Below are 24832 nucleotides of genomic sequence, written 5' to 3'. Positions count from 1 at the left end.
GGGGCTTTTTGCGGGTTTTGTCGGTAACCGAAAAGATGACGATCCAGACAAGTTTGCGGGGCGAAAGCGTCGAGGCATGAGGAATTTAGATAGAAAGTAACAATAGTGACGACAATGATTTAGCAGCTATCGTGCTATCGTGCTTGGACGAGGCGCTACTCAGGGCCGGACTCAGCGCTACTCGGTGATAGCTAGGCACGGGACGCAGCCCATATTATGGTTCGTGCATGCACGCCCCCTTGCGCTTCTCGACGGACGACCTTCCTGTCCGCGATCGTGTCGAGGCCTGGCGAGAAACCTATGGGCGATCGGTGCTAGAAGTTGCGCTCGATACGGTCGGCGACGCGCCCTTCGATTGCACCTTCACAGCGCAGGCGCTGGGGCCCGTCGCGTTCGTGCGCGGCGCGACGACGGGTGCGATCTTCACCAAGACCAGCGCATTGGCCGGCGGCGAAGACCTGCTCCTCATCGTGCATGGCGGAGCGCACGGCGCCGTCGAGCAATGCGGGCGCGAGGCGCAGCTACGGCCCGGCGACGCCGCCTTGCTGCATGCCGGCGAAGTGGGCCGCAGCGTGCATCCGCACGGAGTCGACTTCCTCAACTTGCGCCTTCCAGCCAAGCTGCTGGCGGACCGCGTGCCCCGGCTGCTCGATCGGCTCGCCCGCGCGATCCCTGCCGCCGATCCCGCGCTTGCGTTGCTAGTGCGCTATATCGCGCTGCTCGAGCAGATGTCGCAGCGCGTCGCGCCGGTGGTGGCGGCTGCCGCGGCGGACCATGTCTGCGAGCTCGCCGCGCTCGCGCTGGGCGGGCCTCCGGACGGATCGGTTCGCAACGCTGCCGGCGCGGCGCGGCTCTCGCTCGCAATTGCCGACCTGCGCCGTCTCGCCTGGCAGCCGCGCCTCTCGATCGGCATGCTCGCGGCGCGCCAGGGCATTTCCCCGGTCTATCTGCGCAAGCTGTTCGCGCGGCAGGGTACCAGTTTTGCGGCGGCCCTGCTCGCGGCGCGGCTGGATCTGGCGCGGGACCGTCTTCGCGATCCGCGCTGGCACGGTCACACGATCGCTGCGGTCGCACTGGAATGCGGCTTTGGCGACATCTCCTATTTCAACCGCTGCTTTCGCGCGCGGTTCGAGGCCACGCCCTCGGACTTGCGCGCAGCTGCAATGGCTGCCGGTTGACCGGCCACTCCGGCGCTTGACGCGTGTCCAGCCCGTCCCTGCCTTCGAGATAGGGAGTGTGGCAGGCCATTTTGCCAGCAACCCCGCCGATTGTTGCCCTCGCGCAACATTGTCACCGCAGTGTAATTCAATTGTCTTTCAACTGTCTTCGAAATCTCGCCGAGAAGTCACTTAAGCCTCCTAGCGCAGCGTTCGTGATCGGCAGGGGGAACCGAGTCGATCCCGTCAATTCGCCCACGCGCACCCCGGCATTTCCGCCGGAACGGAGACCTTATGGCCAGCTTCCAACGCCTCAGCCTCATTCTTATGACGACGGCAGCCTCTGCGGCTCTGTCCGCCTGCAACGGCGCGGACAACGTCGCTTCGCCGGGCGCTGGCAGCGTCGTGATCGTCACCCCGACCCCCACGCCGGCACCCGCGCCGACCCCGACGCCGACCGCGCCGATCACGGCCGCGCAGTTCGCCGCGGTCACTACGCAGGGCGGTCTCAGCATCACTGCTGACGAGCAGCTCGCCATCGTCAACACGGGCACCAACAACAATGTCAGCGGCACCGGCGCGCAGATCAACGGCGTCTATCCGACGACGGCGACCTCGCTGACCACCGCGGGCAACCCGGCGACGCTGAACGCCTTCTTCACCAGCACCAACTATGTCGGCGCCCTCAACGGCCCGACCGACACTGCCTTCCAGGGCTGGACCTGCAACTCGAGCAGCGCACAGTTCGGCGGTACCGGCGCTGCGTGCAACGCGATCCCCGCGATCGGCACCGGCGGCGCGACCGCGGTGTGCCCGACCGGCACGATCGATGACGGCGTCGTCGCCACCTTCCGCGCCTGCCGCATTCCGGCCGCCGTCACCACCGACCTGACCCTGCCGAAGGTCGCCGGCGTGTTCTACCGCCTGCGCGGCCAGACCGAAGTCGGCACCGACCAGGGCGCCACCGGCGGCGCCGGCGTCACGCTGACGATCGAGCCGGGCGTTGTCGTCGCCGCCGACTCGACCGAGGCCACCAACGACCTGCTCCTCGTCAACCGCGGTTCGAAGATCCAGGCCGTCGGCACGCTCGCCGCGCCGATCATCTTCACTTCGCAGCAGAACCTCGTCGCCAACGGCGAGAGCGACGTGAGCCAGGGTCACTGGGGCGGCATCATCCTGCTCGGCCGCTCGACCACCGCGGTCTGCGCGGCGGGCACCGGTGGTGCGACGGGTACCCCCTGCCAGCAGGCGATCGAAGGCGTCACCGGCCGCTTCTACGGCGGCACCAACGAAGCCGACAGCAGCGGCCAGATGTCGTACGTCCAGATCCGCTACAGCGGCATCGCCATCTCGGACGGCAACGAGCTCCAGGGCCTGACCCTCGGCGCAACCGGCTCGGGCACCGTGCTCGACCACATCCAGAGCCACAACTCGGCGGATGACGGCATCGAGATCTTCGGCGGCACCACCAACATCAAGTACATCGCGGTCACCGGCGCCGACGACGACGGCTTCGACGTCGACAATGGCTGGCGCGGCTTCATCCAGTTCATGATCGCCGCCCAGAAGGTCTCGGGCGCTACCGCCGACTCTTTCTCGACCGAGATCGACTCGAACGGTGCCGAAGACCTGCTGCCGCGCACCTGGGGCCGCTACGCCAACTTCACCTTCATCCAGACGGCCAATGCTCCCGCGGCGATCCGTCTGCGCGGCGGTGCGGACATGACCTTCATCAACGGCGTCGTGAAGAGCCCGGCGGGCGTTGCCTGCACCAACTTCATCGCCGGCGAAACCAGCGCTGCCGACCGCTCGACGATCCGTCCGGCGAATGCCGCGCTCCAGGATCAGGGCCCGCCGGTGTTCAACTCGGTCTACTTCAGCTGCCAGGGCCGCTGAGGCTCGCCGAGTAAGAATACAACCATGTCGGGGTGGTGGAATCCGCCACCCCGACATCGCTCATAGATAACTGACTGGATACCCGGCCATGCAGCGACGCCTAGCCTACGCCACGCTCCTTCTCCTGACCTCGCAGCTCGTTTCTCCGGCTGCGCTCGCGCAGACCGCCGGCGGAACGGCGGCCCCCGCGCCCGCCACGGCTCCGCAGGCCGATCCTGCGCAGGATCCGGCTGCCACGACCGAGCAGGAGGTCGAGGTCTCGGCGCCGGGCGTCGACACCCAGGACGTCGAGGACATCGTCGTCGTGGGTCGCCACATCCCCAACACCGTCCGCGCCACGCCGCAGATCGTCTCGGTGCTTTCGACCGAAGACATCGCGCGCACCGGTGAGGGCGACATCGCCGGCGCGCTCACCCGCGTCACCGGCCTCAGCGTCGTCGGCGGCGGCTTCGTTTATGTCCGCGGCCTCGGCGATCGCTATTCCTCGGCGCTGCTCAACGGCTCGCCGCTGCCCAGCCCCGAGCCGCTGCGCCGCTCGGTGCCGCTCGACATCTTCCCGACGACGATCGTCGGCTCGGCGCTCGTCCAGAAGACCTATTCGGTCAATTATCCCGCCGAATTCGGCGGCGGCGTGATCAACCTCACCACCAAGGCGATCCCGACCAAGAATTTCGTGACGCTCGGCGGTTCGATCTCGGCCGACGACGTGACCACCAGCGAGCTTGGCTACACCTATTACGGCAGCAAGACTGACTGGCTGGGCTTCGACAACGGCACGCGCTCGGTGCCCGATTTCATCCGTAACGCGCCGAACGGCTCGGGCATCATTCCGGCGAGCCAGGTGCTCCAGCTGTCGAATGCCTCGACCACGCTGATGCAGCGCAATCAGCAGCTCCCGGCGAATTGGTCGGCCGAGCTCAGCACCGGCACGACTTTCGACCTGGGCGGCAGCCGCCTCGGCCTGATCACCAGCGTCGGTTACAGCAACACCTTCCGCACCCGCTCGAGCATCCAGCAGGACAGCGTCACCGAGACGGGATCGATCCGCAACGATTTCCGCACGCTGCTCACCGACAACCGCATCGTCGGCAACGCGCTGATCGGCCTGGGCTACGAGTTCGGCGAGAACACCATCCGCTGGACCAACGTCTATATCCGCGACGTGCTCAAGCAGGCGCGCGGCTCGGCGGCCGAGGTGTACAACAACGCCAGTGGCCTGCGCTTCCAGCAGAACACCAACTGGTTCGAACGCCAGCTGTTCGAGAGCCAGGGCGTCGGCGAGTTCCGCTTCGGCGACCTCCATCTCGACGTGCGCGGCGCCTATGCCAATTCGAAGCGCGACGCGCCCTATGAGCGCCAGTTCGACTATCTCTGCTCGAACAGGACCACCACCGGCGCGCCGATCAGCGTCGACGGCGTCAATGGCGCCGAGGGCTTCCAGTGCAACGGCGCCTATCAGGTCACGCAGCGCTTCTCGCCCTTCGCCTCGATCATCTTTTCGGATCTGAACGAGGATCTGTGGACCGGCCAGGCCGACCTTTCGTACAAGCTGCCCGACATCGCCACGCTCTCGGCGGGCTATTATTACTCGGACACGTCGCGCTTCTCGCGTCGCCTGCAGTTCAATTATCAGACGAGCGCCGGCGGCGGCACGGCGATCGGCTATCCGTATAACCTCTATCGTCCCGACCTTCTGTTGAGCCCCGACGTTGTCAACAACGCGTGCCCGCAGCAGGGGCAGGGCGCCTGCACGGTCGAACTGCAGTTCAGCACGCCGCTCGGCGCCTATGCCTATGACGCTGGCCTGCGCATCCATGCCGGCTATCTCCAGGCCGAGGTCACGCCTGTCGACAGTCTGCGTGCGGTCGCCGGCGTCCGCTACGAGAAGGCCGACCAGTTCGTCACGCCGATCGGCGCGACCGAGACTAAGCTCAAGAACGACTATTGGCTCCCGGCGGTCACGCTGACCTGGAACTTCGCTGAGGACATGCAGCTTCGCGGCAGCTTCGCCAAGACGGTCTCGCGTCCGCAGTTCCGCGAACTGGCGCCGCAGCAGTTCCGCGATCCGGACTCGGATCGCCTGTTCTTCGGCAATCCGCTGCTCCAGGACTCGCAGCTCTATAATTTCGAGGCGCGCTACGAGTGGTTCTACGCGCGTGACCAGCGCTTCACCCTCGCCGGTTTCTACAAGCGGATCGACAACCCCATCGAGCAGGTCGGCTTCTACACCGGCGCCGACGACCGTCTGCAGACCGGCTTTACCAACCTGCCCCAGGCCAAGCTGTACGGCGCTGAAGTCGAAGTGCAGAAGTATTTCCCGTTGGCTTCGCTGGGCGGCGATTTCTTCGCGTCACGCCGCGCAGTTCTGATCGCGAACTATACCTACACCCACTCGTCGATCACCGCGGACGACAGCTGCGTTCCGAACGTGCTCAACCAGACGATCGGTGGCTGCGGCACTGGCTTCGGCCCGGCGAGCCTGCAGTTCCGCGACGGCGCGCCGCTTACCGGCCAGTCGGATCACCTGGTCAACCTGCAGCTCGGCATTGAGGACACGGACAATCTCTCGCAGCTGACTTTCCTGTTCAACTATGCGAGCGACCGCGTGACCAATCGCGGGCCGTCCAACCTGTCGGGCCAGGGCTTCCAGCCCGACATCATCGAGCGCCCGGGCATCCGCCTCGACATCGTCGGCCGCCAGGGCTTCGATGTCGGCGGCGGCAAGTTCGAGCTCAAGCTCGAGGCCCGCAACCTGCTCGGCACGCGCTTCCAGGAGAGCCAGACTTTCTCCAACGGCAACGTCGTGTACATCAACCGCTACGATGTCGGCCGCGTGTTCTCGCTGGGCCTCAGCACCACGTTCTGACGCGATAAAGGGGGAGAGGGCTCCGGCCGGGCAAAAGCCTGCCGGGGCCCTTTCTGCGTCACCAGCCCCAGGGGCGTTCGCGGAACCACTGGGTAATGACGTACTTGGTGCCTGCGCGCACCTTCATCGCGTGGTGGATCGTCGACGGGTTGGGCGTGCCGTTGGCGCGCAGATTGTTCCAGGCGAGCACCTTGCCGACCTCGGGCTCGACCATCTTGTCGATCGCCTTGAAGCGCGTGACGCCCCCGGCCTCAACCTCGTTGAGATAGAGCATCACTGTCCAGGTGCGCTGACCCGAGACGCTGCAATATTTTTCGTAATCCGCGCCGGTCGGCTCGAAATAGTCGGTGTGCGCCTTGAACTCCTGGCCGACCTCGTAGCGCTGACCCTGCATCGGTTCGGCGTGTGCGGGATCGAGGCCGGTGAGCGCGATGATCCGCCGCTTCAGTTCGGTCGTTATTGCGTCATTGGGATCGAGATCGCAGGTTTCGCTGGTGCGGAAGGCATAGTCGCCATTGGCGTCGGCGATCGTCGACGGGCGGCGCTTTGCATCGATCTGAAGCATCAGTAGCTGGCAGAGTTCGGGCTCGAGAAACTTCTTGCCGATGAACATAGCCACTTTGACGCTGGGTACACGCTGGATGCCCGGCTGGCGGAGCATGTGTTCGATCACGGGCTCGGACGGGTGGCCGGCACCGAGATTGGGCACTGCGTTCTGGGAAGCGGTGAGGGTCTGCATCGTGCGATTCTGCCAAATCCCGCGGCTTTTCGCCAGCATGCACTGCCCGAACATGTCGGCGTAACAAAAGCGCAAGCAAGTCGTCACATTGTGCGGGCAGTCGAGCCGAATGGCCGTCGACACCCAGCTCGAAGCCGGATCATCCTACGCACCGGACTGCACCGGCGTGGAGGCACTGGGCTTGCCGGCGCGGCTCGGGGCGGCGCTCGAGGATGCGGCGAGGCGCCTCACCGGCTTGATCGCGATCGCCGGACCAGGCGCGGAGGAGACCGCAATCGCGCTGCATCGCCACTACGGCCTGGCATTGGGCGGCGTGATCGCCGACCGGATCGCGGCCAACCGGGCGGTGGAGGCCGCCGATCGCGGCCTGGTTGCGGTGTGGTTCGACAATGGCGACGCCGTCGGCACCATCCTCAACCTGCGCCGGCTCGCCGACGACCGCTTCGCGCTCGCCGCGGCGTTGCGGCTGGTGATCGCGCAGCGCCTTGCGCCGGGGCTGTGCCGAACCTGCCGCGAGCCGGTCCAGGCCTTCGGATCGCGCGCCGCATTGCTCGGGCTCGATCCGGGCGCGATCCTGTGGTCGGCGCCCGGCTGCGAGCGGTGCGGCGGGAGCGGGCAGGGCGCGCCGGTGCGAATCTTCGAAGGGTTCGAGATCGATCCGGCGATGCGCCGTCTGATCTATGACGGTGCGGACGCGCCGTTGCTCGCGCGGCACGCCTTTCTGGCAGCGGCGAATTTTGCCTCTGCGGCCAGGGCTTTGGCGCGCGACGGGATGATTGCGCCGGAAGCCGCGGTCGGCGCATCGCGCAATGATCTTGCGCTTCGCGAAAGCCCCCGCTAAGCGGCCAACCTTCACGGCGACCGTAGTTCAATTGGTTAGAGCGCCGGCTTGTGATGCCGGAAGTTGCGGGTTCAAGTCCCGTCGGTCGCCCCACTCTCCTTAGCGCGGGATTTTCCTTTGAAAACCGACTGGGGCTTCCCCGATTTCGACGAGCATGAGGGCCTCCACCTCTTCACCGACCATGCCAGCGGGCTGAGCGCGATCATCGCGATTCACTCGACCGCACTCGGGCCGGCAGCGGGCGGGGTGCGCTTCTGGCATTATGCCGACCACCGCGCCGCGATCACCGACGCGCTGCGGCTGTCGCGTGGGATGAGCTACAAGAACGCGATGGCGAACCTGCCGATGGGTGGGGGCAAGGGCGTGATCCTCGCCGCCGAGCCCGGCGCGACGGTGACCGACGCGCAGCTAGAAGCGTTCGGCCGCGCGGTCGAATCGCTCCAGGGGAAGTATGTCACTGCCGAGGACGTCGGCATGTCCGAGGCGCGGATGAAGACCGTCGCCACGCAGACCAAGCACGTCTCGGGGCTCCCCGTCGCGGCAGGCAGCGCGGGCGGCGATCCCGGGCCGGTGACTGCGCGTGGCGTCTATCTCGGCGTCAAGGCAGCGGCGAAGCGTGGGCTGGGTGCCGAGTCGATGGCAGGCGTTCGCGTCGCGATCCAAGGCGTGGGCTCGGTCGGCGGCGGACTCGCCCGACTGCTGGCTAAAGACGGGGCGAAGCTGACGCTTGCTGACGTCAATGCAGGGCGCGCCAAGGCATTGGCGGCCGAACTGGGTGCCGAGGCGGTCGACGCTGCCAACATCCTGGCGCTCGAGTCCGATCTGTTCAGCCCGAATGCTTTAGGTGCCATTCTCACCGAGCAGTCGATCCCGCAGATCAAGGCGAAGGTCGTCGCCGGCGGCGCGAACAACCAGCTCGCGACACGCGAAGACGGGGCGCGGCTGCACGACCGCGGCATCCTCTACGCGCCCGATTATGTGATCAACGCGGGCGGGATCATCAACGTCGGGCTCGAATATCTCGGCCAGGGCAACATGGCCGAGGTCCAATCGCGCGTGGACAAGATCCCCGAGCGGCTCATCGAAGTCTGGGACGAGAGCGACCGCACTGGCGATCCCGAGAGCGAAGTCGCCGATCGCATCGCCCAGCGGCTGATCGGGCGCGGCTGATCCGAATACCGCGATAGCTTCCGTTCCAAGGCGGTCTTTTCGCGGAATCCGGAAAAAATCGTCGGCCATGTCACATCGGCCGATGCCATCTCGTCATGTCTCCGTAACCCAAGGAGACCGACGATGACTCAACGCCTCGACCCGTTCGCTGCCGCCCCCGCCCAGATGCAGGCCTGGCTCGACATGTCGCTCAAGATCGCTCCGGCGATCGAGCCCGACCTGCTCGAGCTGGTCAAGATCCGCTCCTCGCAAATCAACGGCTGCGCCAATTGCCTCAACATGCACACCGCCGACGCGCGCAAGGCCGGCGAGACCGAGCAGCGAATCTATCTGCTCAGCGCCTGGCACGAGGCGCCGGTTTATTCGGCGCGCGAGCGTGCGGCGCTGGCATGGACCGATGCGCTGACTCTGGTATCCACCGCTCGGGCGCCGCGACCGGTGTATGATGCGCTCGCGGCCGAATTCACTGCGGAGGAGCAGGTGCAGCTTACCCTGATGATCAACGCGATCAACGGGTGGAATCGCATCGCGGTCGGCTTCGACCTGTTCTACGCCGGCAAGCCTGCGGTGAAAGCGGCGTGACCGGCGACGCGGCCGCATCGTTCGATCCGCTGCGGCCGCGGCTGATCCGAATCGCCTATCGCATGCTCGGCTCGGTCGCCGATGCCGAGGATGTGGTCCAGGATGCGTTTCTGCGCTGGATGGGCACCGACCGCGACGCGATCCACGTGCCCGAGGCATTCCTGCGCCGCGTAGTGACACGATTGTGCCTCGACCAGCTCAAATCGGCACGCGCGCGGCGCGAGACCTATGTCGGGCCTTGGCTGCCCGAGCCGGTGGTCGAGGAGGACGGCGAGGCGGACGACGTCACCCTGCCATTGATGCTGGCGCTGGAGCGATTGTCCCCGCTCGAGCGCGCGGCGTTCCTGCTCCACGACGTTTTCGGGGCGCCGTTCGACGAGATCGCCGAGACGATCGGACGCGACACCGCTGCTGCGCGCCAGCTCGCCAGCCGCGCGCGTACCCACGTGCGCGCGGCGCGACCACGTTTCGCTATGCCCAAGGAGCGCGGGCTCGAAATTGCCGAAGCCTTTTTCCACGCGTCGCGGAGCGGCGAAATGGGCGCGTTGCGCGGGCTGCTCGCCGACGATGTCTCGGTCTATTCGGACGGTGGCGGCAAGGTCCATGCCGGGCTGCGGCCGATCCTCGGCGTCGAGGACGTGCTCAAGCTCCACGGTTCGCTGGCGCGGTTCTTCGCCAAGGAGATGTCACGGGTCGAGCGCTGGGGGATGATCAACGGATTGCCCGGATTCGTGACGCGTGAGCCGGGCGGGGTGCTGCAGACAACGGCGCTGGCGATCGACGACGGCAAGATCGTCGCCATCTACGTCATGCGCAATCCGGACAAGCTGCGGCATCTCAGTGCGCTACAGTGATTGAAAGCGGGCGACTGGAGCAGCCGCCCAACAAGTACTGATAGGGCAGCCTATTGCCGAGTGGTCAGCGCCGATTCGGCGGCGTCGAGCTCGGCGCAGATCAGGCCGGCCTGAACGCGCTGGAGCCGCGCACGCACTTGTTCGATCGTGGCGAGGATTTCGGCCAGATCGAGAGACATCGCCGTCATCGCCGCTGCTGCGCGTGGGTCATGGCCCTCGGTCATCTCGCAATGCTCCTTCACCAGGCAAATACAACGCCCTGGTGCCAGGCTGGATGCATGCGATCGCGCTGTCCAGCGACGTTCGCCGGGTTAACTCTCTTCCCGCGCTTGACTCATTCATAACTCCGCGGTTATGGAAAATGCATAGCCAGTGAGTTATGTATTTTGACGCCACAGAGCCCCGATCATTTGTTCAAGACGCTCGCCGATCCGACGCGGCGGGCGCTGTTCGAGCGGCTTTGCCGCGACGGCGAGCAGACGGTGCGGGCGTTGACCGCGCAGGCGGGCGTGTCTCAGCCGGCGGTATCGAAGCATCTCGGCGTGCTGCGCGATGCCGGGCTGGTGGCGGATAGACCCGCGGGGCGGCTGACGCATTATCGCGCGCTGCCGGGTGCGCTGGCGCCGCTGCTCGACTGGACCAGCCAGATGGCCGGCTTCTGGGAGCGGCGGTTCGACGATCTCGAGGATCTGCTCAAGAGGATGGACCAGTGACCCAGGCTGAGAAACGCAGCGTCGTCGTAGAGCGCGAGATCGCGCACCCGCCCGAGCGGCTGTGGCGCGCGCTCACGCAGCCGCATCTGATCGCGGAATGGCTGATGGCGAACGATTTCGCGCCGGTGATCGGGCATCGCTTCAAGCTGACCGGCGAATGGGGCGGGGTGCTCGACTGCGAGGTGCTCGAGATCGAACCGCTGCGGAAGCTGTCGTACCGCTGGGATTTCGCGAGCGACAATCCCGCATTCGCGCTGGAGAGCGTGGTGACCTTCACGCTGACGCCGACCGCTGCGGGCACGCATCTGCGAATGGAGCAGGCCGGGTTCAGGCCGGACCAGAAGCAGGCCTTTGGCGGCGCGCATGCCGGGTGGAAGCAGTTCTTCGACAAGCTCGAACAGGTGATCGAGCGGATCTGAGGGGAGGCGGAAATGGGCGCGAGTGGTTGGATACGGCAAGTGCATCGCTGGCTGGCGATCGCCTTCACGCTGGGCGTGATTGCCTATATCGTCGCGATGACCGCGGGAGGGCAGCCGACGTGGCTCGGGCTATTCGCGCTGGTGCCGCTGATCCTTCTGCTGGTCACCGGCCTGTACCTCTTCGCCTTGCCCCATCTCGGCCGGCTTGCACGCGCGTGAGCAGCACTGACAAGCCGGTATTGCTCGCAGGGGGCAATCCGCAGATCCCGAAGGGCGACGGCGATACGCCGGTACAGGCCTATATCGCCGCGATGCCCGGGTGGAAGCGCGCGGTGGGCGAGCGGCTCGACGCGCTGATCGTCCATGCGCTTCCGGAGGTGCGCAAGGCAGTGAAATGGAACTCGCCGCTCTATGGCGTGGATGGCAGGAGCTGGTTCCTCGGAGCGCATTGCTTCACCAAGTACATCAAGCTGTCCTTCTTCAACGGTGCGGGACTGGTGCCGATGCCGCCGATTCCCGCCAAAGACGCAAACGTCCGCTATTTTCACATCCATGAAGGCGAGGCGCTCGACGAGGCGCAACTCGCCGACTGGATCCGGCAGGCGGCGGCGCTGCCCGGCTGGATCCCCTGAGCGAGGAGAAGGGCATGAGCGACAAATCGCCGTCCGAACTGATCGACGCGCGGATCGAGGAGCTGGGCGACTGGCGGGGCGAGACGCTCGCGAAGCTGCGCGCGCTGATCAAGGAGGCCGATCCGGACGTCACCGAGGAATGGAAGTGGCGCGGGGTGCCGACCTGGTATCACGACGGCATGCTGTTCACCGGTGAGACCTACAAGAAGACGGTCAAGATGACCTTCGCCAAGGGGGCTGCGCTCGACGATCCGGCGGGGCTGTTCAATGCGAGCCTGGATGGGAACGTCCGGCGCGCGATCGATTTCGCCGAAGGCCAGGCAATCGACGAGGATGCGCTAAAGACGCTGATCCGCGCGGCAGTGGCGCACAACGTCTCTAGCGGCCGTTAGAAAAGACAAGCCCCTCCCGGCGGACCGGGAGGGGCGGATTGCTCAGCCGCGGATGAAGGCGAGCAGGTCGGCGTTGATCACGTCGGGGTGGGTGGTCGCCATGCCGTGCGGGAAGCCGGGATAGGTCTTGATCGTGCCGTTCTTGACGAGCTTGATCGCGAGATGCGCCGAATCATCGATCGGGACGATCTGGTCGTCTTCGCCGTGGAGGATGAGGACGGGGACGTCGATGTTCTTCAGATCGTCGGTGAAGTCCGTCTCGGAAAACGCCTTGATGCAGTCATAATGCGCCTTGGCGCCGCCGGTCATGCCCTGGCGGACCCAATTGTCGATCACGCCCTGCTTCACTTCGGCGCCCTCGCGGTTGAAGCCGTAAAAGGGGCCGCTCGCGACATCGAGGAAAAATTGCGCGCGGTTGGAGGCCGTCTGGCTGCGGAAGCTGTCGAACACTTCGATCGGCAGGCCGCCGGGATTAGCGTCGGACTTGACCATGATCGGCGGGACCGCGCCGATCAGCACTGCCTTGGCGACGCGGCCGGCTTCGGCACGCGCGACATAATGCGCAACTTCGCCGCCGCCGGTCGAATGGCCGACATGGATCGCGTCCTTGAGGTCGAGCGCCGCGGCGAGCTCGATCAGGTCGGCGGCATAGGTGTCCATCTCGTTGCCGGTGTCGGTCTGGGTCGAGCGGCCGTGCCCGCGGCGGTCATGCGCGATCACCCGATAGCCTTCGCCGAGGAAGAACATCATCTGCGCGTCCCAATCGTCGGACGAGAGCGGCCAGCCGTGGTGGAAGACGATCGGCTGGGCGTCCTTGGGACCCCAATCCTTGTAGAAAATCTCGGTGCCGTCCTTGGTGGTGATCGTAGGCATGGGCCTGGTCCTTGTTCGTGGTGAAGCCGGGGAAAGGCCGGCGTCTGTCCGCGTGCGCACCCTCCTAAGAATGCGGTCGCGCCATGTCCTTACGATCCCGTGACGAAAGCATGATGACAGCGGTGACGGTACGCAAGCGCAGAACTTGCAATCGGTCGTCCGCGGCGAACATCCCGGCGTAGATTCCGGTAGAGAAGCCAGCTAATGGTCGGTCCAGCATCGTGATCCACGCTCTCGCCAACCCCACGCGCTTTCTCAAGCTCGCGCGCCCGCTGACGCCGGCCCTGTTCTGGGCCGGGGTTGCGCTCGCGCTGTTCGGCGCCTGGGGCGGGCTGACCCAGACGCCCGGCGACTATCTCCAGAAGGAGAGCGTGCGGATCCTCTACATCCATGTCCCTGCCGCGTGGCTGGGCATGGGCGGATGGACCGGGGTGGCGGGGGCGAGCCTCGGCTATCTGATCTGGCGGCATCCGCTCGCCCATATCGCCGCGCGCGCGATCGCGCCGGCGGGGGCGGTGTTCGCCGCGCTCTGCCTGATCACCGGCTCGATCTGGGGGCGACCGACCTGGGGCACCTGGTGGGAATGGGACGGGCGGCTGACCAGCATGCTGCTGCTGTTCTTCGTCTACATCGCCTATATCGCGCTCGCCCGCGCCGACAGCGAGCGCGGCGGCGACGGGCGCGTGCCGGCCCTGTTCGGCGTTGCGGGATCGGTGCTGCTGCCGATCGTGCGCTATTCGGTGGCATGGTGGAACACGCTGCACCAGGGGCAGAGCATCGGGCTGACCAGCTCGTCGATCGATTCGTCGATGCTGTGGCCGCTTTTCTTCACGATCGGCGGGTTCACCCTGCTGTTCGCCGGCGTGGTGCTGATGCGGATGCGGGCGATGCTCGCCACGCAGAAGGTCGAGGCGCGGATGCGGCGGATGGCGGCGCAGTGAACCATTGGGCCTATGTGACCGCCGCCTATGCGGTGACCTTGCTCGGTACCGGCGGGCTGGCATCGTGGGCGTGGCTTTCGATGCGCCGCGCCGAGGCCGCGGCGGACTCGCTGCGGCGCGAGCGATGAAGCCCAAGCATCAACGGCTCGTATTGGGGTTGCTCGCGCTCGGAGCGGTCGCCGGAGCGGCGGGGCTGGCGCTGTCGGCGCTGCAGGACCAGGCGGCGTTCTTCTACGCACCGGGCGATGTCGCGGGGAAAGCGCTGCCGCTCGGCAAGTCGGTGCGGTTGGGCGGAATGGTCGCCACGGGCTCGCTGGTCCACCAGCCCGATGGCGTATCGATGAAATTCGTCGTGACCGACGGCAAGGCGAAGGTCCCGGTGGCGTTCCGCGGCGTCGCGCCCGACCTGTTCAAGGAAGGCTCGGGAGTGGTCGCCGAGGGCAGGTTCAACCCCGACGGCAGCTTCACCGCGGACAATCTGCTCGCCAAGCATGACGAGCGCTATATGCCGCCCCAGGTCGCCGGAAAGATGCACAAGACCGAGACGCTGGAAAAATGATCGCCGAGGCCGGGCTTGCAGCCTTGTGGCTGGCGGCGGCGTTCGCGCTCGTCCAGCTGATGCTCGCCTGGGGGGCGGCAAACCATGGCGCCAATCCGAACGTCGGCATGTTGATGACGGCGCTGCGCCGCACCGCCCTGGTGCAGGGGCTGCTCGCCGCACTGGCATTCGCGCTGTTGATCGCGCTGTTCGTGCGCAGCGATATGTCGGTCGCGCTGGTGGCCGCGAACAGCCATTCGATGAAGCCGCTGATCTACAAGGTCGCGGGCGCCTGGGGCAACCATGAGGGCTCGATGCTGCTCTGGGTCACCGTGCTGGCGACCGCCGGGGCGGGGGTGGCGATGCTTGAGCGGCGACTGGCAAGCGGGACATTGGCGGCGACGCTGGGCGCGCAGGCGGCGATCGGGCTGGGCTTCTATGCCTTTCTCGCCTTCGCCTCGAACCCGTTCCTGCGGCTCAACCCGCCAGCGCCCGACGGGCAGGGGCTCAATCCGCTGCTCCAGGACCCCGGCTTGGCGTTTCATCCGCCGACGCTCTATCTCGGCTATGTCGGGCTGTCGGTGGCGTTCAGCTTCGCAGTGGGCGCGCTGATCATGCGCGACGTCGGTCCCGCCTTCGCGCGGGCGATGCGACCCTGGGTGCTCGCTGCGTGGATCTTCCTGACGATCGGGATCACCGCTGGCAGCTATTGGGCCTATTACGAGCTCGGCTGGGGCGGCTGGTGGTTCTGGGACCCGGTCGAGAATGCCTCGCTGATGCCGTGGCTCGCGGCGACGGCGTTGCTCCACTCGGTCACCGTGCTCGCGACGCGCGACGGCCTCCGCGCCTGGACCTTGATGCTGGCCCTGGTCGCGTTCGCGATGTCGATGATCGGCACCTTCCTCGTCCGGTCGGGCATCCTCGTCAGCGTCCACGCCTTCGCAGTCGATCCGACGCGCGGGACCTTCATCCTCGCATTGCTGGGCATCTATATCGGCGGCGCGCTGGCGCTGTTCGGCGCACGCGTCGGCACCGTCGCGCAAGGCTCGACCTTTCAGCTGGTCAGCCGCGAGGGCGCTTTGGTGCTCAACAACCTGCTGCTCTCGGTGATCCTCGGGGTGGTGTTCATCGGCACGCTCTATCCGCTCGCGGCGCAGGCGGCGGGGGTCCAGCTCTCGATCGGCGCGCCGTTCTTCAACAAAGCGCTGGTTCCCGTCGCCCTCGCGCTGGTCGCGGCGACCGCGGCTGGCCCCTTGCTGCGCTGGCGGCGCGACAATTGGAATGCGCTAGCCAAGCGGGTCCTCGCACCGACCGCAGCGGCGGGCGTAGCATTCGCATTGATCTTCGTGCTTTCGGGTGGCGCGCATTTCGTCTCAGTGCTCGGCATCGCCTTTGCGGTCGGTCTCGGCGTGGCGAGCGTGGCGCCGCTGGTGCGGCGCAATCTGCGCCGGACGCCGTTGCACGTCTGGGGAATGGCGATCGCGCATCTCGGCGTCGCGGTGAGCATAGCTGGCATGGCGGCGGACAGCGCGTTCAAGACCGAGCGGCTTGCGGCGATCGCAGTGGGGCAGAACGTCGCCGTCGGGCCGTTCCGCGTAACGCTGGCCGATGTGCATCCCACGGTAGGTCCGAACTGGTCCGCACTCGAAGCGCGGCTGCAGATCCGGCGCGGTGACGGCGCGATGTTCGAGTTGTTCCCGCAGCAGCGCTTCTTCAGCACTCCGCCGACCAACACCAACGAAGCGGCGATCACTACCTTGCTCGACGGGCAGCTCTACACGGTGCTCGGTCAGGGTGACGCGCAAGGACGCTGGCAATTGCGCTTGTGGTGGAAGCCGTTCGTGACGTTGATCTGGCTGGGCGGCGGACTGATTGCGCTCGGCGGGCTGCTGGCACTGATCGGCCGGGTGTTGCGCGAACGGCGGGCTGCGGAGGCGGAGTCTTGGGCATGAGGCGCGTGCTGATCTGGGCGCCGCTGATGCTGTTCGCCTTGGTGTTCGCCTTGGTCGCGAGCGGGTTGTTCAAGCCCTCCGACCGGATGGTGCATTCTGCGATGGTCGGCAAGCCGCTGCCCGCGCTGGCGCTGCCTGCACTGCTGCCCGGCAAACCGGGGATCGCGAGCGGGGAGCTGAAGGGCAAGCCGCGGCTGCTCAACGTCTTCGCCAGCTGGTGCATCCCATGCATCGCCGAGGCGCCGCAATTGATGAGGCTCAAGGCGGCGGGCGTGGAGATCGACGCGATTGCGATCCGCGACACGCCCGAGGCAGTGCAGGCGTTCCTCGCGCGTAATGGCGATCCCTATGCGCGGATCGGCGACGACAAGGCCAGTCGTGCGCAGCTGGCTTTGGGGTCGTCAGGCGTTCCCGAGACCTTCGTGATCGATGCCGAGGGGCGGATTGCCTACCAGCATATCGGCGACGTGCGCGAGGATGACGTGCCCAAGCTGCTTGCCGAGTTGGAGAAGGCGAAGTGAGAGGCCGCAGCTCTCGCCATCGTCATCCCGGACTTGTTCCGGGATCCACCGAGCCGCGCGTGACGGCTTCTCGCCTCTTGTCCTTTCCCCATCCGCGCGGTGGACCCCGGCGAAAGGCCGGGGTGACGATGGTGATGGGGCTGGCATTGGTGTTCCCAACGCTCGCGCTGGCGGACTCGAAACTGCCGCCCGCCGAACTCGCCTACAACCAGCTTCCCGATCCTGCGCAGGAGGCGAAGGCCAAGGCGCTGATGGACACGCTGCGCTGCCTGGTCTGCCAGGGCCAGTCGATCGCCGATAGCGACGCCGAAATGGCGGGCGACATGCGTGCCCTGGTGCGCCAGCGCGTCGCCGCAGGCGAGGCCCCCGGCGACATCCGCAAATGGCTGGTTCAGCGCTACGGCGACTATGTCACCTATGATCCGCCGCTGAGCTGGGTGACCGCGCCGCTGTGGCTCGCGCCGCTGGTGCTGCTCGGGATCGGCGCGCTGATCGCGCGGCGGAATTTCGCAAGGCGCAAGCCGTGATGGGGTGGGCGATCTTCGCCGCGTTCGCGCTTGGCGCGGCGCTGTTGCTGTGGGTGACCGGCTTCCCGCGGAAATTGTGGACCGTCGCGGCGACGGGGCTGATGCTGGGCGCGGCAGGCTATGCCTGGCAGGGCAATCCCGGGCTGGCCGGGCGTCCGGTCTCGGCGGTGCAGGCGAAGGGCGAGATCGACCCCGACGTCGTCGAGCTGCGCGATGCGATGTACGGCCGGTTCAACTTCACCTGGGCGTCGTTCATGCGCGCCGACGCGATGACACGGGCCGGGGCACCCGATACCGCAGCGCGCGCGATGATCCTGACCGTGCGGCAGGCGCCGCTCGACGCGGGCGCCTGGACATGGCTCGGGATCAAGCTTGCCGAGAATGACGGCGGCCAGGTGTCACCGGCGTCCAAATTCGCCTTCGAGCATGCCATGGCGCTGGCGCCGAAGCATCCCGGCCCGCCCTTCTTCTACGGGCTCGCACTGGTCCGGCAGAACCGCTTCGCCGAGGCACGGCCGCTCTGGGCCAAGGCAGTCGAAGTAGCGCCGCCCGCCGCGGGCTATCACGCACAATTGGTGGTGCGGCTGTTCCTGCTCGATCGGTTCCTCGAAGCGCAGCCCGCAGAGGCGCGCTGAGCGAGCCTAGTGCTCCTGCGAAAGCAGGAGCCCAGGGTATAAGTGCTCGATCGCCCGGGGCTTCTGCTTTCGCAGGAGCACTCATTCAGTATGCGGGATGACCTGGCTGCCAGATGCCGCTCTTCGCCAAAAGCCGAGGCACTCCGTCTCACTGCCCTCGGCCGGTCTCCTCCTGCAGCGCGTCGATGCGCTTCGAGGCCTCCGCCTTGGTTAGGTCGTCCTCGAATTCGGCGTGCGCTTCCTCGGACAAAGTCTTGAGATAGCTCGCCTGCGCGCCGGTCATGGGTTCGTCGCCGGTAGTCCAGTCGTCGGGATCCTTCTCGGCGTTGCCGACAGGCTCGGACTTGGGATTGGGATGGTCGGTCATGGCTTTTCCTTTTCAGGTTTCGCCACGACCAACCGATATGTTCTCAATTCGTTCCGTCAGGCCGCCCAAGCCTCGTAGGGCAGATCGAGATCGTCGGCGACGGCCTTGAACGCGATCTTGCCCTTGTAGACGTTGAGGCCGTTGGCGAGGTGCCTGTCGGCCTGCATTGCGGCTTCCGCGCCGAGATTGGCGAGCTTGAGCACGAACGGCAGGGTCGCGTTGTTGAGTGCGAAGGCCGAGGTGCGGGCGACCGCGCCGGGCATGTTGGCGACGCAATAATGGATGACGCCGTCGACCTCGTAGACCGGGTCGTCATGCGTGGTCGCCTTCGAGGTTTCGAAGCAGCCGCCCTGGTCGATCGCGATGTCGACGAGCACAGAGCCACGCATCATCGTCTTGAGCATGTCGCGGGTGACGAGCTTGGGGGCCGCCGCGCCGGGGACGAGCACCGCGCCGATCACCACCTGCGAGCGGGCGACCGCCTCGGCAATCGCCGCCTTCGAGGCGTAGGCGGTCTTGATCTGGCTGCCGAAATGCATGTCGAGTTCAGCCAGGCGCTCGTTGTTGATGTCGTAGATCGTCACGTCGGCGCGCTGGCCGGTGGCCATCTGCGCGGCGTTAATCCCCGAGACGCCGCCGCCGAGGATCGCAACCCTGCACGGCGCGACTCCGGGCACGCCGCCGAGCAGTTCGCCGCGGCCGCCCTGTTCCTTCTCGAGATAGTGCGACGCGACCTGGACCGACATGCGGCCGGCGACTTCGCTCATCGGCTTGAGGAGGGGGAGGGCGCCCGAGTTCGACGTCACCGTCTCATAGGCGATGCAGGTCGCGCCGGACCGCATCAGACCCTCGGCCTGCGGCTTGTCGGCGGCGAGGTGAAGATAGGTGAACAGGATGTGGCGCGGCTCGAGCAGCGCGATTTCCTGCGGCTGAGGCTCCTTGACCTTCACGATCATGTCCGAGCCGGCGAACACCGCGGCGGCGTCCGGAGCAATCGTCGCACCGACATCGGTATAGGCAGAGTCGTCGAAATCGATGCCGGTGCCGGCCCGGGTCTCGACCAGTACCTGATGCCCGGCATGGACGAGCTCGGCAACCGATGCGGGGGTCAGGCCGACACGATATTCGTGGTTCTTGATTTCCTTAGGCACGCCAACGCGCATGACATCTCTCCAGCGAGTCTTTTGTGGCGCGATAGTATCGCAAGATACAGGTGCAAATCCCTGCAAATTTCAGCGCCAAGTATGGCATCACCGCATGGATTCGCTAGAATGCGCCGATAATCCGGAGATTTATGCGCGATGGATAAGATTGACGGCGCCATTCTCAAGATGCTCGCGTTCGATGCGCGAGCGCCGGTGAGCCAGATCGCCAATTGGGTAGGGCTCTCGCAATCGGCATGCACGCGGCGGATCCAGGCGCTCGAATCTTCGGGGCACATCATGGGCTATGGTGCCAGACTGGGACATAGACGGCTCGGTTTCCGGATCACCGCTTTGGTCGACATCACGCTCGGCACGCAGGTGGAGGAGGATCTGGCGCGGTTCGAGCAGGCGGTGTCGCAGATCGACGGGGTGGTCGAATGCGCGCTCGTATCCGGCGGGCAGGATTACCGGCTGAAGATCCTCGCGCAGGATCTCGATGATTATGAACGACTTCACCGCGAGCATCTCGGCCGGCTGCCCGGAGTGGTGACGATCAACTCGAGCTTCGTGCTGCGCGCGGTGCCGACTCGCAGCGAGGCCGACGCGCTGTTCGCAGAAAACTGAGCGGGAACCGCTCGCGCCCTTGCGCGTCTCCCTTGGCGTAACCATCTGTGCGGGTCGGGCCGTTGCCAGTCTATGTTGCACGTGCTAACGGCCCGCGCACTTTTTCAGACGAGAACGCAGGTCGCATGACCAGGTCTGTTTCCCCAATTGCGCGGTTTCCGCGCCAGTGAACATCTCCGCAAGCGGGCAGGCCGAAACGCTCCCGCAGCCAGACGAGCCGCACGACGCGCACGGCCATGCCGCCGATGCGACGTGGAAGCTCGCGCTCGGCGCGATCGGCATCGTCTTTGGCGACATCGGCACCAGCCCGCTCTACGCGTTCCGCGAGACCTTTGCCGGGCACCACAAGCTGACGCTCGACACGCTCCACATCATGGGCGTGATCAGCCTGATGTTCTGGTCGATGATGGTGGTGGTGACGCTCAAATACGTCACGATCATCATGCGCGCCGACAATAAGGGCGAGGGCGGCAGCCTGGCGCTGCTCGCCCTGATTTCTCGCAGCGCCAACCAGAAGCGCTGGACGCAGGGAATCGTGCTGCTCGGCGTCTTCGCGACCGCGTTGTTTTACGGCGACTCGATGATCACCCCGGCGGTGTCGGTGCTGTCGGCAGTCGAGGGCATCGCGATCGCCGCGCCGGGCTTTGCCGCGTTGGTGATTCCGATCGCGGTGGTGATCCTGGTGCTGCTTTTCTCGATCCAGCGGACCGGAACGGCGCGGGTGGGGACCTTTTTCGGCCCGATCATGATGCTCTATTTCCTCGTCATCGCGACGCTCGGGGTATTAAGTTTCGTGCGGACGCCCGAGATCCTCTGGGCGCTGCTGCCGACGCACGCGGTCCAGTTCTTCATGGCGGACCCGCTGGCTGCCTTCCTCGCGCTCGGCTCGGTGGTGCTCGCCGTGACCGGCGCCGAGGCGCTCTACGCCGATATGGGGCATTTCGGGCGCAAGCCGATCCGCGTGTCGTGGCTGTGGTTCGTGCTGCCGGCGCTGATCCTCAATTATATGGGTCAGGGCGCGCTGCTGATGCGCGAAGGCACGGTGGCGCTCAAGAGCCCGTTCTACATGCTTGCGCCTGAAAGCCTCCAGCTTCCGCTGGTGGTGCTGGCGACGCTGGCGGCGATCATTGCGTCGCAGGCGGTGATCTCCGGCGCCTTTTCTGTGACCCAGCAGGCGATCCAGCTCGGCTTCGTGCCGCGGCTGCGCATCGAGCACACCAGCGCCTCGACCGCGGGACAGATCTACATCCCGACGATCAACTGGGCGCTGATGTCGATGGTGATCCTGCTGGTCCTGTCGTTCCAAACCTCGTCTAACCTTACCGCGGCCTATGGCATTGCGGTCACCGGTGCGATGCTGATCGACAATTGCCTGCTCGCGGTGGTACTGTTTGCATTGTGGCAGTGGAAGAAGCGCTACGCGCTGCCGCTGCTCGCGCTATTCTTCACCGTCGACCTGGCCTATTTCGCCGCCAACCTGACCAAGGTGCCCGACGGCGGCTGGTTCCCGCTGCTGGTTGGCTTCATCGTGTTCACGCTGCTCACCACTTGGTCGAAGGGACGCAAGCTGATGATCGAGCGGCTGCGCGAGAGCGCGATGCCAATCAAGATCTTCATCGAATCGGCGGCGATCGCGGCGGCGCGGGTGCCCGGCACCGCGGTGTTCATGACGTCGACCCCCGACGGGGTGCCGCACGCGCTGCTCCACAACCTCAAGCACAACAAGGTGCTCCACGAGCGGGTGATCCTGCTGACGGTGAAGATCGCCGACGTGCCCTACGTCCCCGACGAGAAGCGCATGAAGATCGATGATCTCGGCAAGGGTTTCCACCGCATGATCCTGTTCTACGGCTTCATGCAGGAGGCCGACGTGCCCGCCGCGCTCAAACAGGTCAGCGCATGCGGCGCCGAGTTCAAGATGATGGACACCAGCTTCTTCCTTGCGCGCCAGACCTTGCTGCCGTCGTCGCGGCCGGGGATGATGATCTGGCGCGAAAAGCTGTTCGCCTGGATGCTGCGCAACGCCGAAAGCGCGATGGAATTTTTCCGCCTGCCGACCAATCGCGTCGTCGAGCTGGGAAGCCAGGTCGAGATCTGAGCGCGCCGACGCCCCTGCCAGCGCCCCTGATCGTCACGGCATTGTTCGGGCGGCAGGACCAGGCATGGTTCGACGTGCTCCGGCGGGAGCATTATCCGCCCGAGCGCAACCTGCTCGACGCGCACCTGACGCTTTTCCACCATTTGCCGCCCAGTGCGGGCGAGGAGCTCAAGCAGCGCCTGTCTGGCGAGACCCGCGGGGTGCGCGCGCCGCGCGCGAAGGTGACCGGGCTGATGTCGCTGGGCGGTGGGGTGGCGTACCGGATCGAGGTGCCCGAACTCACTGCGATTCGCGCGCGGTTGTCCGAGGCTTTTGCGGGCATGCTGATGCCGCAGGATGCAGGGCGTTGGCGTCCGCATGTCACCGTGCAGAACAAGGTAACGCCGTCGCTCGCCAAGGTGGTTCAGGCCGCATTGTCGCGCGATTTCCAGCCGCGCGAGGTCGAGATCGCAGGGCTGGCGAGCTGGTGGTATCGCGGTGGACCATGGGAGCCGCACTCGCGGCATATGTTCGCTTGACCGGACGAAAAGCCCGACCTATGTCGCGCCCTCGCTTCATCGCGAGGCCCGGTAGGGCGGAGTAGCTCAGTTGGTTAGAGCACGGGAATCATAATCCTGGGGTCGGGGGTTCAAGTCCCTCCTCCGCTACCATTCGGCCTTGATGGCGACCGGTCCGATATCACCCGGTCCTCGCCAATCCCCCGCGATTGAGGTGACAGGGATCGCGGCCGAATTGGCAAGCACGCGCGTAGGCGACCGCCTGGTCCGCGTTTCTCCTAAGGAAAAACAATTGCTTGCATCCAAGCAGGCAATGGCGCGTTAGCGCTCGGACGAACCGCTTTCTCCATATCACGAAGCAGCTTTAGGGGTGAAATGCGCCCGCCTCTTCATAGTGTTTCCTGTGCATGAAAGCTGGCGAGAGCCTGTCGGCGCTGCTGACCACGTTCGGCTCGGCGACCCCGCCGTTCACGCTGTTGCGTGTGCCCGCCGGGGTGCAGATGGCGACGCCGCAAGTCGATGGCGTGATGGCGCTGATGGTCCTTGCCGGCACGATGCGCCTCGAGATCGATGGCGAACACGCCTGCACGGTTAAGTCTGGCCGGCTGGTGCTGGTGCCGGCGGGCAGCCTTGCCAATCTCGCACCTGGTGAGCAGAGCGGCGCTACCGTACAGAGCCATGACTGCCTGACCCAGCGCAACGGCTGGATGGTCGCCGACGGCACCCGAGGCCGCGAAGCCGCGCTGGTGGTCGGGGCCGGGCGTATCGCGGGAAGCGGCCGAGAAGCACTGACCGAACCGACCGTGGCAGCAGTGGTCAAATGCGCGATCGGCAAGCGGCTGTTCGGGTTGCTCCGCGCCGAGTGCCAGGGCGACGGCGAGGCGGCGCTGGCGAATGCGCTGATGCATGCCTGCGTCGTCCAGGGGTTGCGCCGGGCGATCGACCGCGCGCCCGATGATGCCCCCATTTCGGGCGGACGGAGCCTTCTGTCGGGCGCGATCGCGGCGATCCGCGCACATCCGGGCGAGCAGCACACGATCGAGCGGCTGGCGCTTCGCGCGGGGATGAGCCGGTCGAGCTTCATCCGCCATTTCAAGCGGATCATGCGGATCGGCCCGGCCGAATATGTTCAAAAGGTCCGGCTGGAGGAGGCGCGGGCGATGCTGATGGCGACCAATCTGCCGATCAAGACGATCGCGGCACGAAGCGGCTTCCAGAGCCGCAGCCATTTCTCGCGCGCATTCCGTGCCGCCTTTGGCAAGGATCCGAGCAGTTTTCGGCAAGACGGCGTCTGATTTCAGCGACGGATCGGGGGGGGCAGGTGCCCGAGCGTTTCAGAATGGGTGCCCACGATGTTCAGAAATGCGTTTGTGTCGTTCGATCACAAGGCATCGAACGCACAGGTTTCTGCGGATCGTTACGCCGCGTATTCTTAAATGTTAAGGGATTTTGCTAGGGTTTTCCGTCGTTTGCCTGCGGAACGTCACGATCTTCCCGGCGGTTATTGCTTCACGATCCAGCGCGGTCGTTAGGACAACAAAGCAGCGATAGGAGACGTAATCATGCCCGGTCTTTCCAACATTTTCGGCGGCGACGACAACAGCGGCACCAGCAGCAGCGATTCGAATGCCGATGGCGGCATCATGGGCGATGTCGAGAGCACGCTCGGCCTCGATGCCAATTCTTCGCAGACCTATTCGTCGACCGACGAGGACGGCAATTCGGAATCGTCGACCAACGAAAACGGTCTGAGCCTCGATACCGGCACCGACGGCCTGCTGGGCGCAGTCGGCAACGTCATGGGCTCGAGCGATGAGAGCCACGACTCGTAATCCAGCGACGTGGGTGGTGCC

29 protein-coding genes and 2 tRNA genes are annotated in these 24832 nt (G+C 65.9%); 26 read left to right on the top strand and 5 right to left on the bottom strand.

Going from position 1 to position 24832, the window contains the following annotated elements:
- Window positions 1-227: 227 nt before the first annotated feature.
- From AC3WJI_RS01865 to AC3WJI_RS01855, 3 genes are all read left to right on the top strand, one after another.
- On the top strand, window positions 228-1178 hold the full coding sequence (locus tag AC3WJI_RS01865) for a helix-turn-helix domain-containing protein (protein ID WP_492755528.1): 951 nt from the start codon (window positions 228-230) through the stop codon (window positions 1176-1178).
- Window positions 1179-1451: 273 nt separating this feature from the next.
- Window positions 1452-3053: a beta-helix domain-containing protein gene (locus tag AC3WJI_RS01860; RefSeq protein WP_492755527.1), complete on the top strand. Its 1602-nt coding sequence runs from the start codon at window positions 1452-1454 to the stop codon at window positions 3051-3053.
- A gap of 88 nt (window positions 3054-3141) precedes the next feature.
- A complete protein-coding gene (locus tag AC3WJI_RS01855; RefSeq protein WP_492755526.1) occupies window positions 3142-5919 on the top strand; it encodes a TonB-dependent receptor domain-containing protein in 2778 nt (925 codons plus the stop codon).
- A gap of 58 nt (window positions 5920-5977) precedes the next feature.
- Here AC3WJI_RS01855 and AC3WJI_RS01850 read toward each other — a convergent pair whose 3' ends face one another.
- Window positions 5978-6658, bottom strand: coding sequence for a prolyl hydroxylase family protein (locus AC3WJI_RS01850; RefSeq protein ID WP_492755525.1), 681 nt, complete (start codon window positions 6656-6658; stop codon window positions 5978-5980).
- 109 nt (window positions 6659-6767) lie between these two features.
- Between AC3WJI_RS01850 and AC3WJI_RS01845 the strand changes: the two genes are divergently transcribed.
- From AC3WJI_RS01845 to AC3WJI_RS01825, 5 genes are all read left to right on the top strand, one after another.
- Window positions 6768-7499: an ATPase, T2SS/T4P/T4SS family gene (locus AC3WJI_RS01845; RefSeq protein WP_492755524.1), complete on the top strand. Its 732-nt coding sequence runs from the start codon at window positions 6768-6770 to the stop codon at window positions 7497-7499.
- Window positions 7500-7515: 16 nt separating this feature from the next.
- A tRNA-His gene (locus AC3WJI_RS01840) sits at window positions 7516-7592 on the top strand.
- 24 nt (window positions 7593-7616) lie between these two features.
- Window positions 7617-8669, top strand: coding sequence for a Glu/Leu/Phe/Val family dehydrogenase (locus tag AC3WJI_RS01835; RefSeq protein ID WP_492755523.1), 1053 nt, complete (start codon window positions 7617-7619; stop codon window positions 8667-8669).
- A gap of 123 nt (window positions 8670-8792) precedes the next feature.
- Window positions 8793-9251 carry a carboxymuconolactone decarboxylase family protein gene (locus AC3WJI_RS01830; RefSeq protein ID WP_492755522.1) on the top strand — a complete coding sequence of 153 codons (459 nt, stop codon included), beginning with the start codon at window positions 8793-8795 and terminating at the stop codon, window positions 9249-9251.
- Window positions 9248-10105, top strand: a complete 858-nt coding sequence (locus AC3WJI_RS01825; RefSeq protein WP_492755521.1) for a sigma-70 family RNA polymerase sigma factor — start codon at window positions 9248-9250, stop codon at window positions 10103-10105. Before AC3WJI_RS01830 ends, AC3WJI_RS01825 begins: the two co-directional genes overlap by 4 nt.
- A gap of 50 nt (window positions 10106-10155) precedes the next feature.
- On the opposite strand, the gene AC3WJI_RS01820 is transcribed toward AC3WJI_RS01825, so the two are convergent.
- Entirely contained in the window at window positions 10156-10329 is a 174-nt protein-coding gene (locus tag AC3WJI_RS01820; RefSeq protein ID WP_492755520.1) for a hypothetical protein, read from the bottom strand.
- 162 nt (window positions 10330-10491) lie between these two features.
- On the opposite strand from AC3WJI_RS01820, the gene AC3WJI_RS01815 reads away from it, so the two are divergent.
- From AC3WJI_RS01815 to AC3WJI_RS01795, 5 genes are read left to right on the top strand one after another with little or no spacing between them, the layout of a single operon-like run.
- Window positions 10492-10818 carry an ArsR/SmtB family transcription factor gene (locus tag AC3WJI_RS01815; RefSeq protein ID WP_492755519.1) on the top strand — a complete coding sequence of 109 codons (327 nt, stop codon included), beginning with the start codon at window positions 10492-10494 and terminating at the stop codon, window positions 10816-10818.
- Complete coding sequence (locus tag AC3WJI_RS01810) at window positions 10815-11237, top strand: SRPBCC family protein (protein ID WP_492755518.1); 423 nt, start codon at window positions 10815-10817, stop codon at window positions 11235-11237. Before AC3WJI_RS01815 ends, AC3WJI_RS01810 begins: the two co-directional genes overlap by 4 nt.
- 12 nt (window positions 11238-11249) lie before the next feature.
- On the top strand, window positions 11250-11456 hold the full coding sequence (locus tag AC3WJI_RS01805; protein ID WP_492755517.1) for a hypothetical protein: 207 nt from the start codon (window positions 11250-11252) through the stop codon (window positions 11454-11456).
- A complete protein-coding gene (locus AC3WJI_RS01800) occupies window positions 11453-11869 on the top strand; it encodes a DUF1801 domain-containing protein (RefSeq protein ID WP_492755516.1) in 417 nt (138 codons plus the stop codon). Before AC3WJI_RS01805 ends, AC3WJI_RS01800 begins: the two co-directional genes overlap by 4 nt.
- A 14-nt stretch (window positions 11870-11883) precedes the next feature.
- Window positions 11884-12261, top strand: a complete 378-nt coding sequence (locus AC3WJI_RS01795; RefSeq protein WP_492755515.1) for a DUF1801 domain-containing protein — start codon at window positions 11884-11886, stop codon at window positions 12259-12261.
- A 42-nt stretch (window positions 12262-12303) separates the two neighbouring features.
- Here AC3WJI_RS01795 and AC3WJI_RS01790 read toward each other — a convergent pair whose 3' ends face one another.
- Window positions 12304-13134 carry an alpha/beta fold hydrolase gene (locus tag AC3WJI_RS01790; protein WP_492755514.1) on the bottom strand — a complete coding sequence of 277 codons (831 nt, stop codon included), beginning with the start codon at window positions 13132-13134 and terminating at the stop codon, window positions 12304-12306.
- Window positions 13135-13355: 221 nt separating this feature from the next.
- On the opposite strand from AC3WJI_RS01790, the gene ccmC reads away from it, so the two are divergent.
- The 7 genes from ccmC to AC3WJI_RS01755 all read left to right on the top strand — a co-directional run bounded on the left by ccmC (window position 13356) and on the right by AC3WJI_RS01755 (window position 18248).
- Window positions 13356-14075, top strand: coding sequence for a heme ABC transporter permease CcmC (gene ccmC / locus AC3WJI_RS01785; protein ID WP_492755513.1), 720 nt, complete (start codon window positions 13356-13358; stop codon window positions 14073-14075).
- A complete protein-coding gene (gene ccmD / locus AC3WJI_RS01780) occupies window positions 14072-14203 on the top strand; it encodes a heme exporter protein CcmD (protein ID WP_492755512.1) in 132 nt (43 codons plus the stop codon). The genes ccmC and ccmD overlap by 4 nt, the downstream gene beginning before the upstream one ends.
- Entirely contained in the window at window positions 14200-14634 is a 435-nt protein-coding gene (gene ccmE, locus AC3WJI_RS01775) for a cytochrome c maturation protein CcmE (protein ID WP_492755511.1), read from the top strand. The genes ccmD and ccmE overlap by 4 nt, the downstream gene beginning before the upstream one ends.
- Complete coding sequence (locus tag AC3WJI_RS01770) at window positions 14631-16565, top strand: heme lyase CcmF/NrfE family subunit (RefSeq protein ID WP_492755510.1); 1935 nt, start codon at window positions 14631-14633, stop codon at window positions 16563-16565. Before ccmE ends, AC3WJI_RS01770 begins: the two co-directional genes overlap by 4 nt.
- Window positions 16562-17086 carry a redoxin family protein gene (locus tag AC3WJI_RS01765; RefSeq protein ID WP_492755509.1) on the top strand — a complete coding sequence of 175 codons (525 nt, stop codon included), beginning with the start codon at window positions 16562-16564 and terminating at the stop codon, window positions 17084-17086. Before AC3WJI_RS01770 ends, AC3WJI_RS01765 begins: the two co-directional genes overlap by 4 nt.
- Before the next feature lie 128 nt (window positions 17087-17214).
- Window positions 17215-17613, top strand: a complete 399-nt coding sequence (locus tag AC3WJI_RS01760; RefSeq protein WP_492755545.1) for a cytochrome c-type biogenesis protein — start codon at window positions 17215-17217, stop codon at window positions 17611-17613.
- Window positions 17613-18248: a tetratricopeptide repeat protein gene (locus tag AC3WJI_RS01755; RefSeq protein ID WP_492755508.1), complete on the top strand. Its 636-nt coding sequence runs from the start codon at window positions 17613-17615 to the stop codon at window positions 18246-18248. Before AC3WJI_RS01760 ends, AC3WJI_RS01755 begins: the two co-directional genes overlap by 1 nt.
- Before the next feature lie 148 nt (window positions 18249-18396).
- Here AC3WJI_RS01755 and AC3WJI_RS01750 read toward each other — a convergent pair whose 3' ends face one another.
- Together AC3WJI_RS01750 and ald are read right to left on the bottom strand one after the other, a co-directional pair.
- On the bottom strand, window positions 18397-18615 hold the full coding sequence (locus AC3WJI_RS01750) for a DUF3072 domain-containing protein (protein WP_492755507.1): 219 nt from the start codon (window positions 18613-18615) through the stop codon (window positions 18397-18399).
- Window positions 18616-18671: 56 nt separating this feature from the next.
- Entirely contained in the window at window positions 18672-19778 is a 1107-nt protein-coding gene (gene ald / locus AC3WJI_RS01745; RefSeq protein ID WP_492755506.1) for an alanine dehydrogenase, read from the bottom strand.
- Between the two features lie 138 nt (window positions 19779-19916).
- Here ald and AC3WJI_RS01740 point away from each other — a divergent pair, with 138 nt between their 5' ends.
- The 6 genes from AC3WJI_RS01740 (at window position 19917) to AC3WJI_RS01715 (ending at window position 24811) form a co-directional block, all read left to right on the top strand.
- Window positions 19917-20384 carry an Lrp/AsnC family transcriptional regulator gene (locus AC3WJI_RS01740; protein WP_492755505.1) on the top strand — a complete coding sequence of 156 codons (468 nt, stop codon included), beginning with the start codon at window positions 19917-19919 and terminating at the stop codon, window positions 20382-20384.
- Between the two features lie 166 nt (window positions 20385-20550).
- Window positions 20551-22482, top strand: a complete 1932-nt coding sequence (locus tag AC3WJI_RS01735) for a potassium transporter Kup (protein ID WP_492755504.1) — start codon at window positions 20551-20553, stop codon at window positions 22480-22482.
- A gap of 14 nt (window positions 22483-22496) precedes the next feature.
- The gene (locus AC3WJI_RS01730; protein ID WP_492755544.1) at window positions 22497-23000 is read left to right on the top strand and encodes a 2'-5' RNA ligase family protein; all 504 of its coding nucleotides are present in this window, start codon (window positions 22497-22499) and stop codon (window positions 22998-23000) included.
- Between the two features lie 55 nt (window positions 23001-23055).
- Window positions 23056-23132, top strand: a tRNA-Met gene (locus AC3WJI_RS01725).
- Between the two features lie 254 nt (window positions 23133-23386).
- On the top strand, window positions 23387-24274 hold the full coding sequence (locus tag AC3WJI_RS01720) for a helix-turn-helix domain-containing protein (protein WP_492755503.1): 888 nt from the start codon (window positions 23387-23389) through the stop codon (window positions 24272-24274).
- A 267-nt stretch (window positions 24275-24541) separates the two neighbouring features.
- Window positions 24542-24811, top strand: a complete 270-nt coding sequence (locus AC3WJI_RS01715) for a hypothetical protein (protein ID WP_492755502.1) — start codon at window positions 24542-24544, stop codon at window positions 24809-24811.
- The last annotated feature ends 21 nt before the right edge of the window (window positions 24812-24832 follow it).

This window comes from Sphingomonas sp. FW306-1B-B10E, assembly GCF_058782005.1.
The sequence above is the reverse complement of the archived record's forward strand: the minus strand, read 5'-3'. Positions and strand labels throughout refer to the sequence as shown.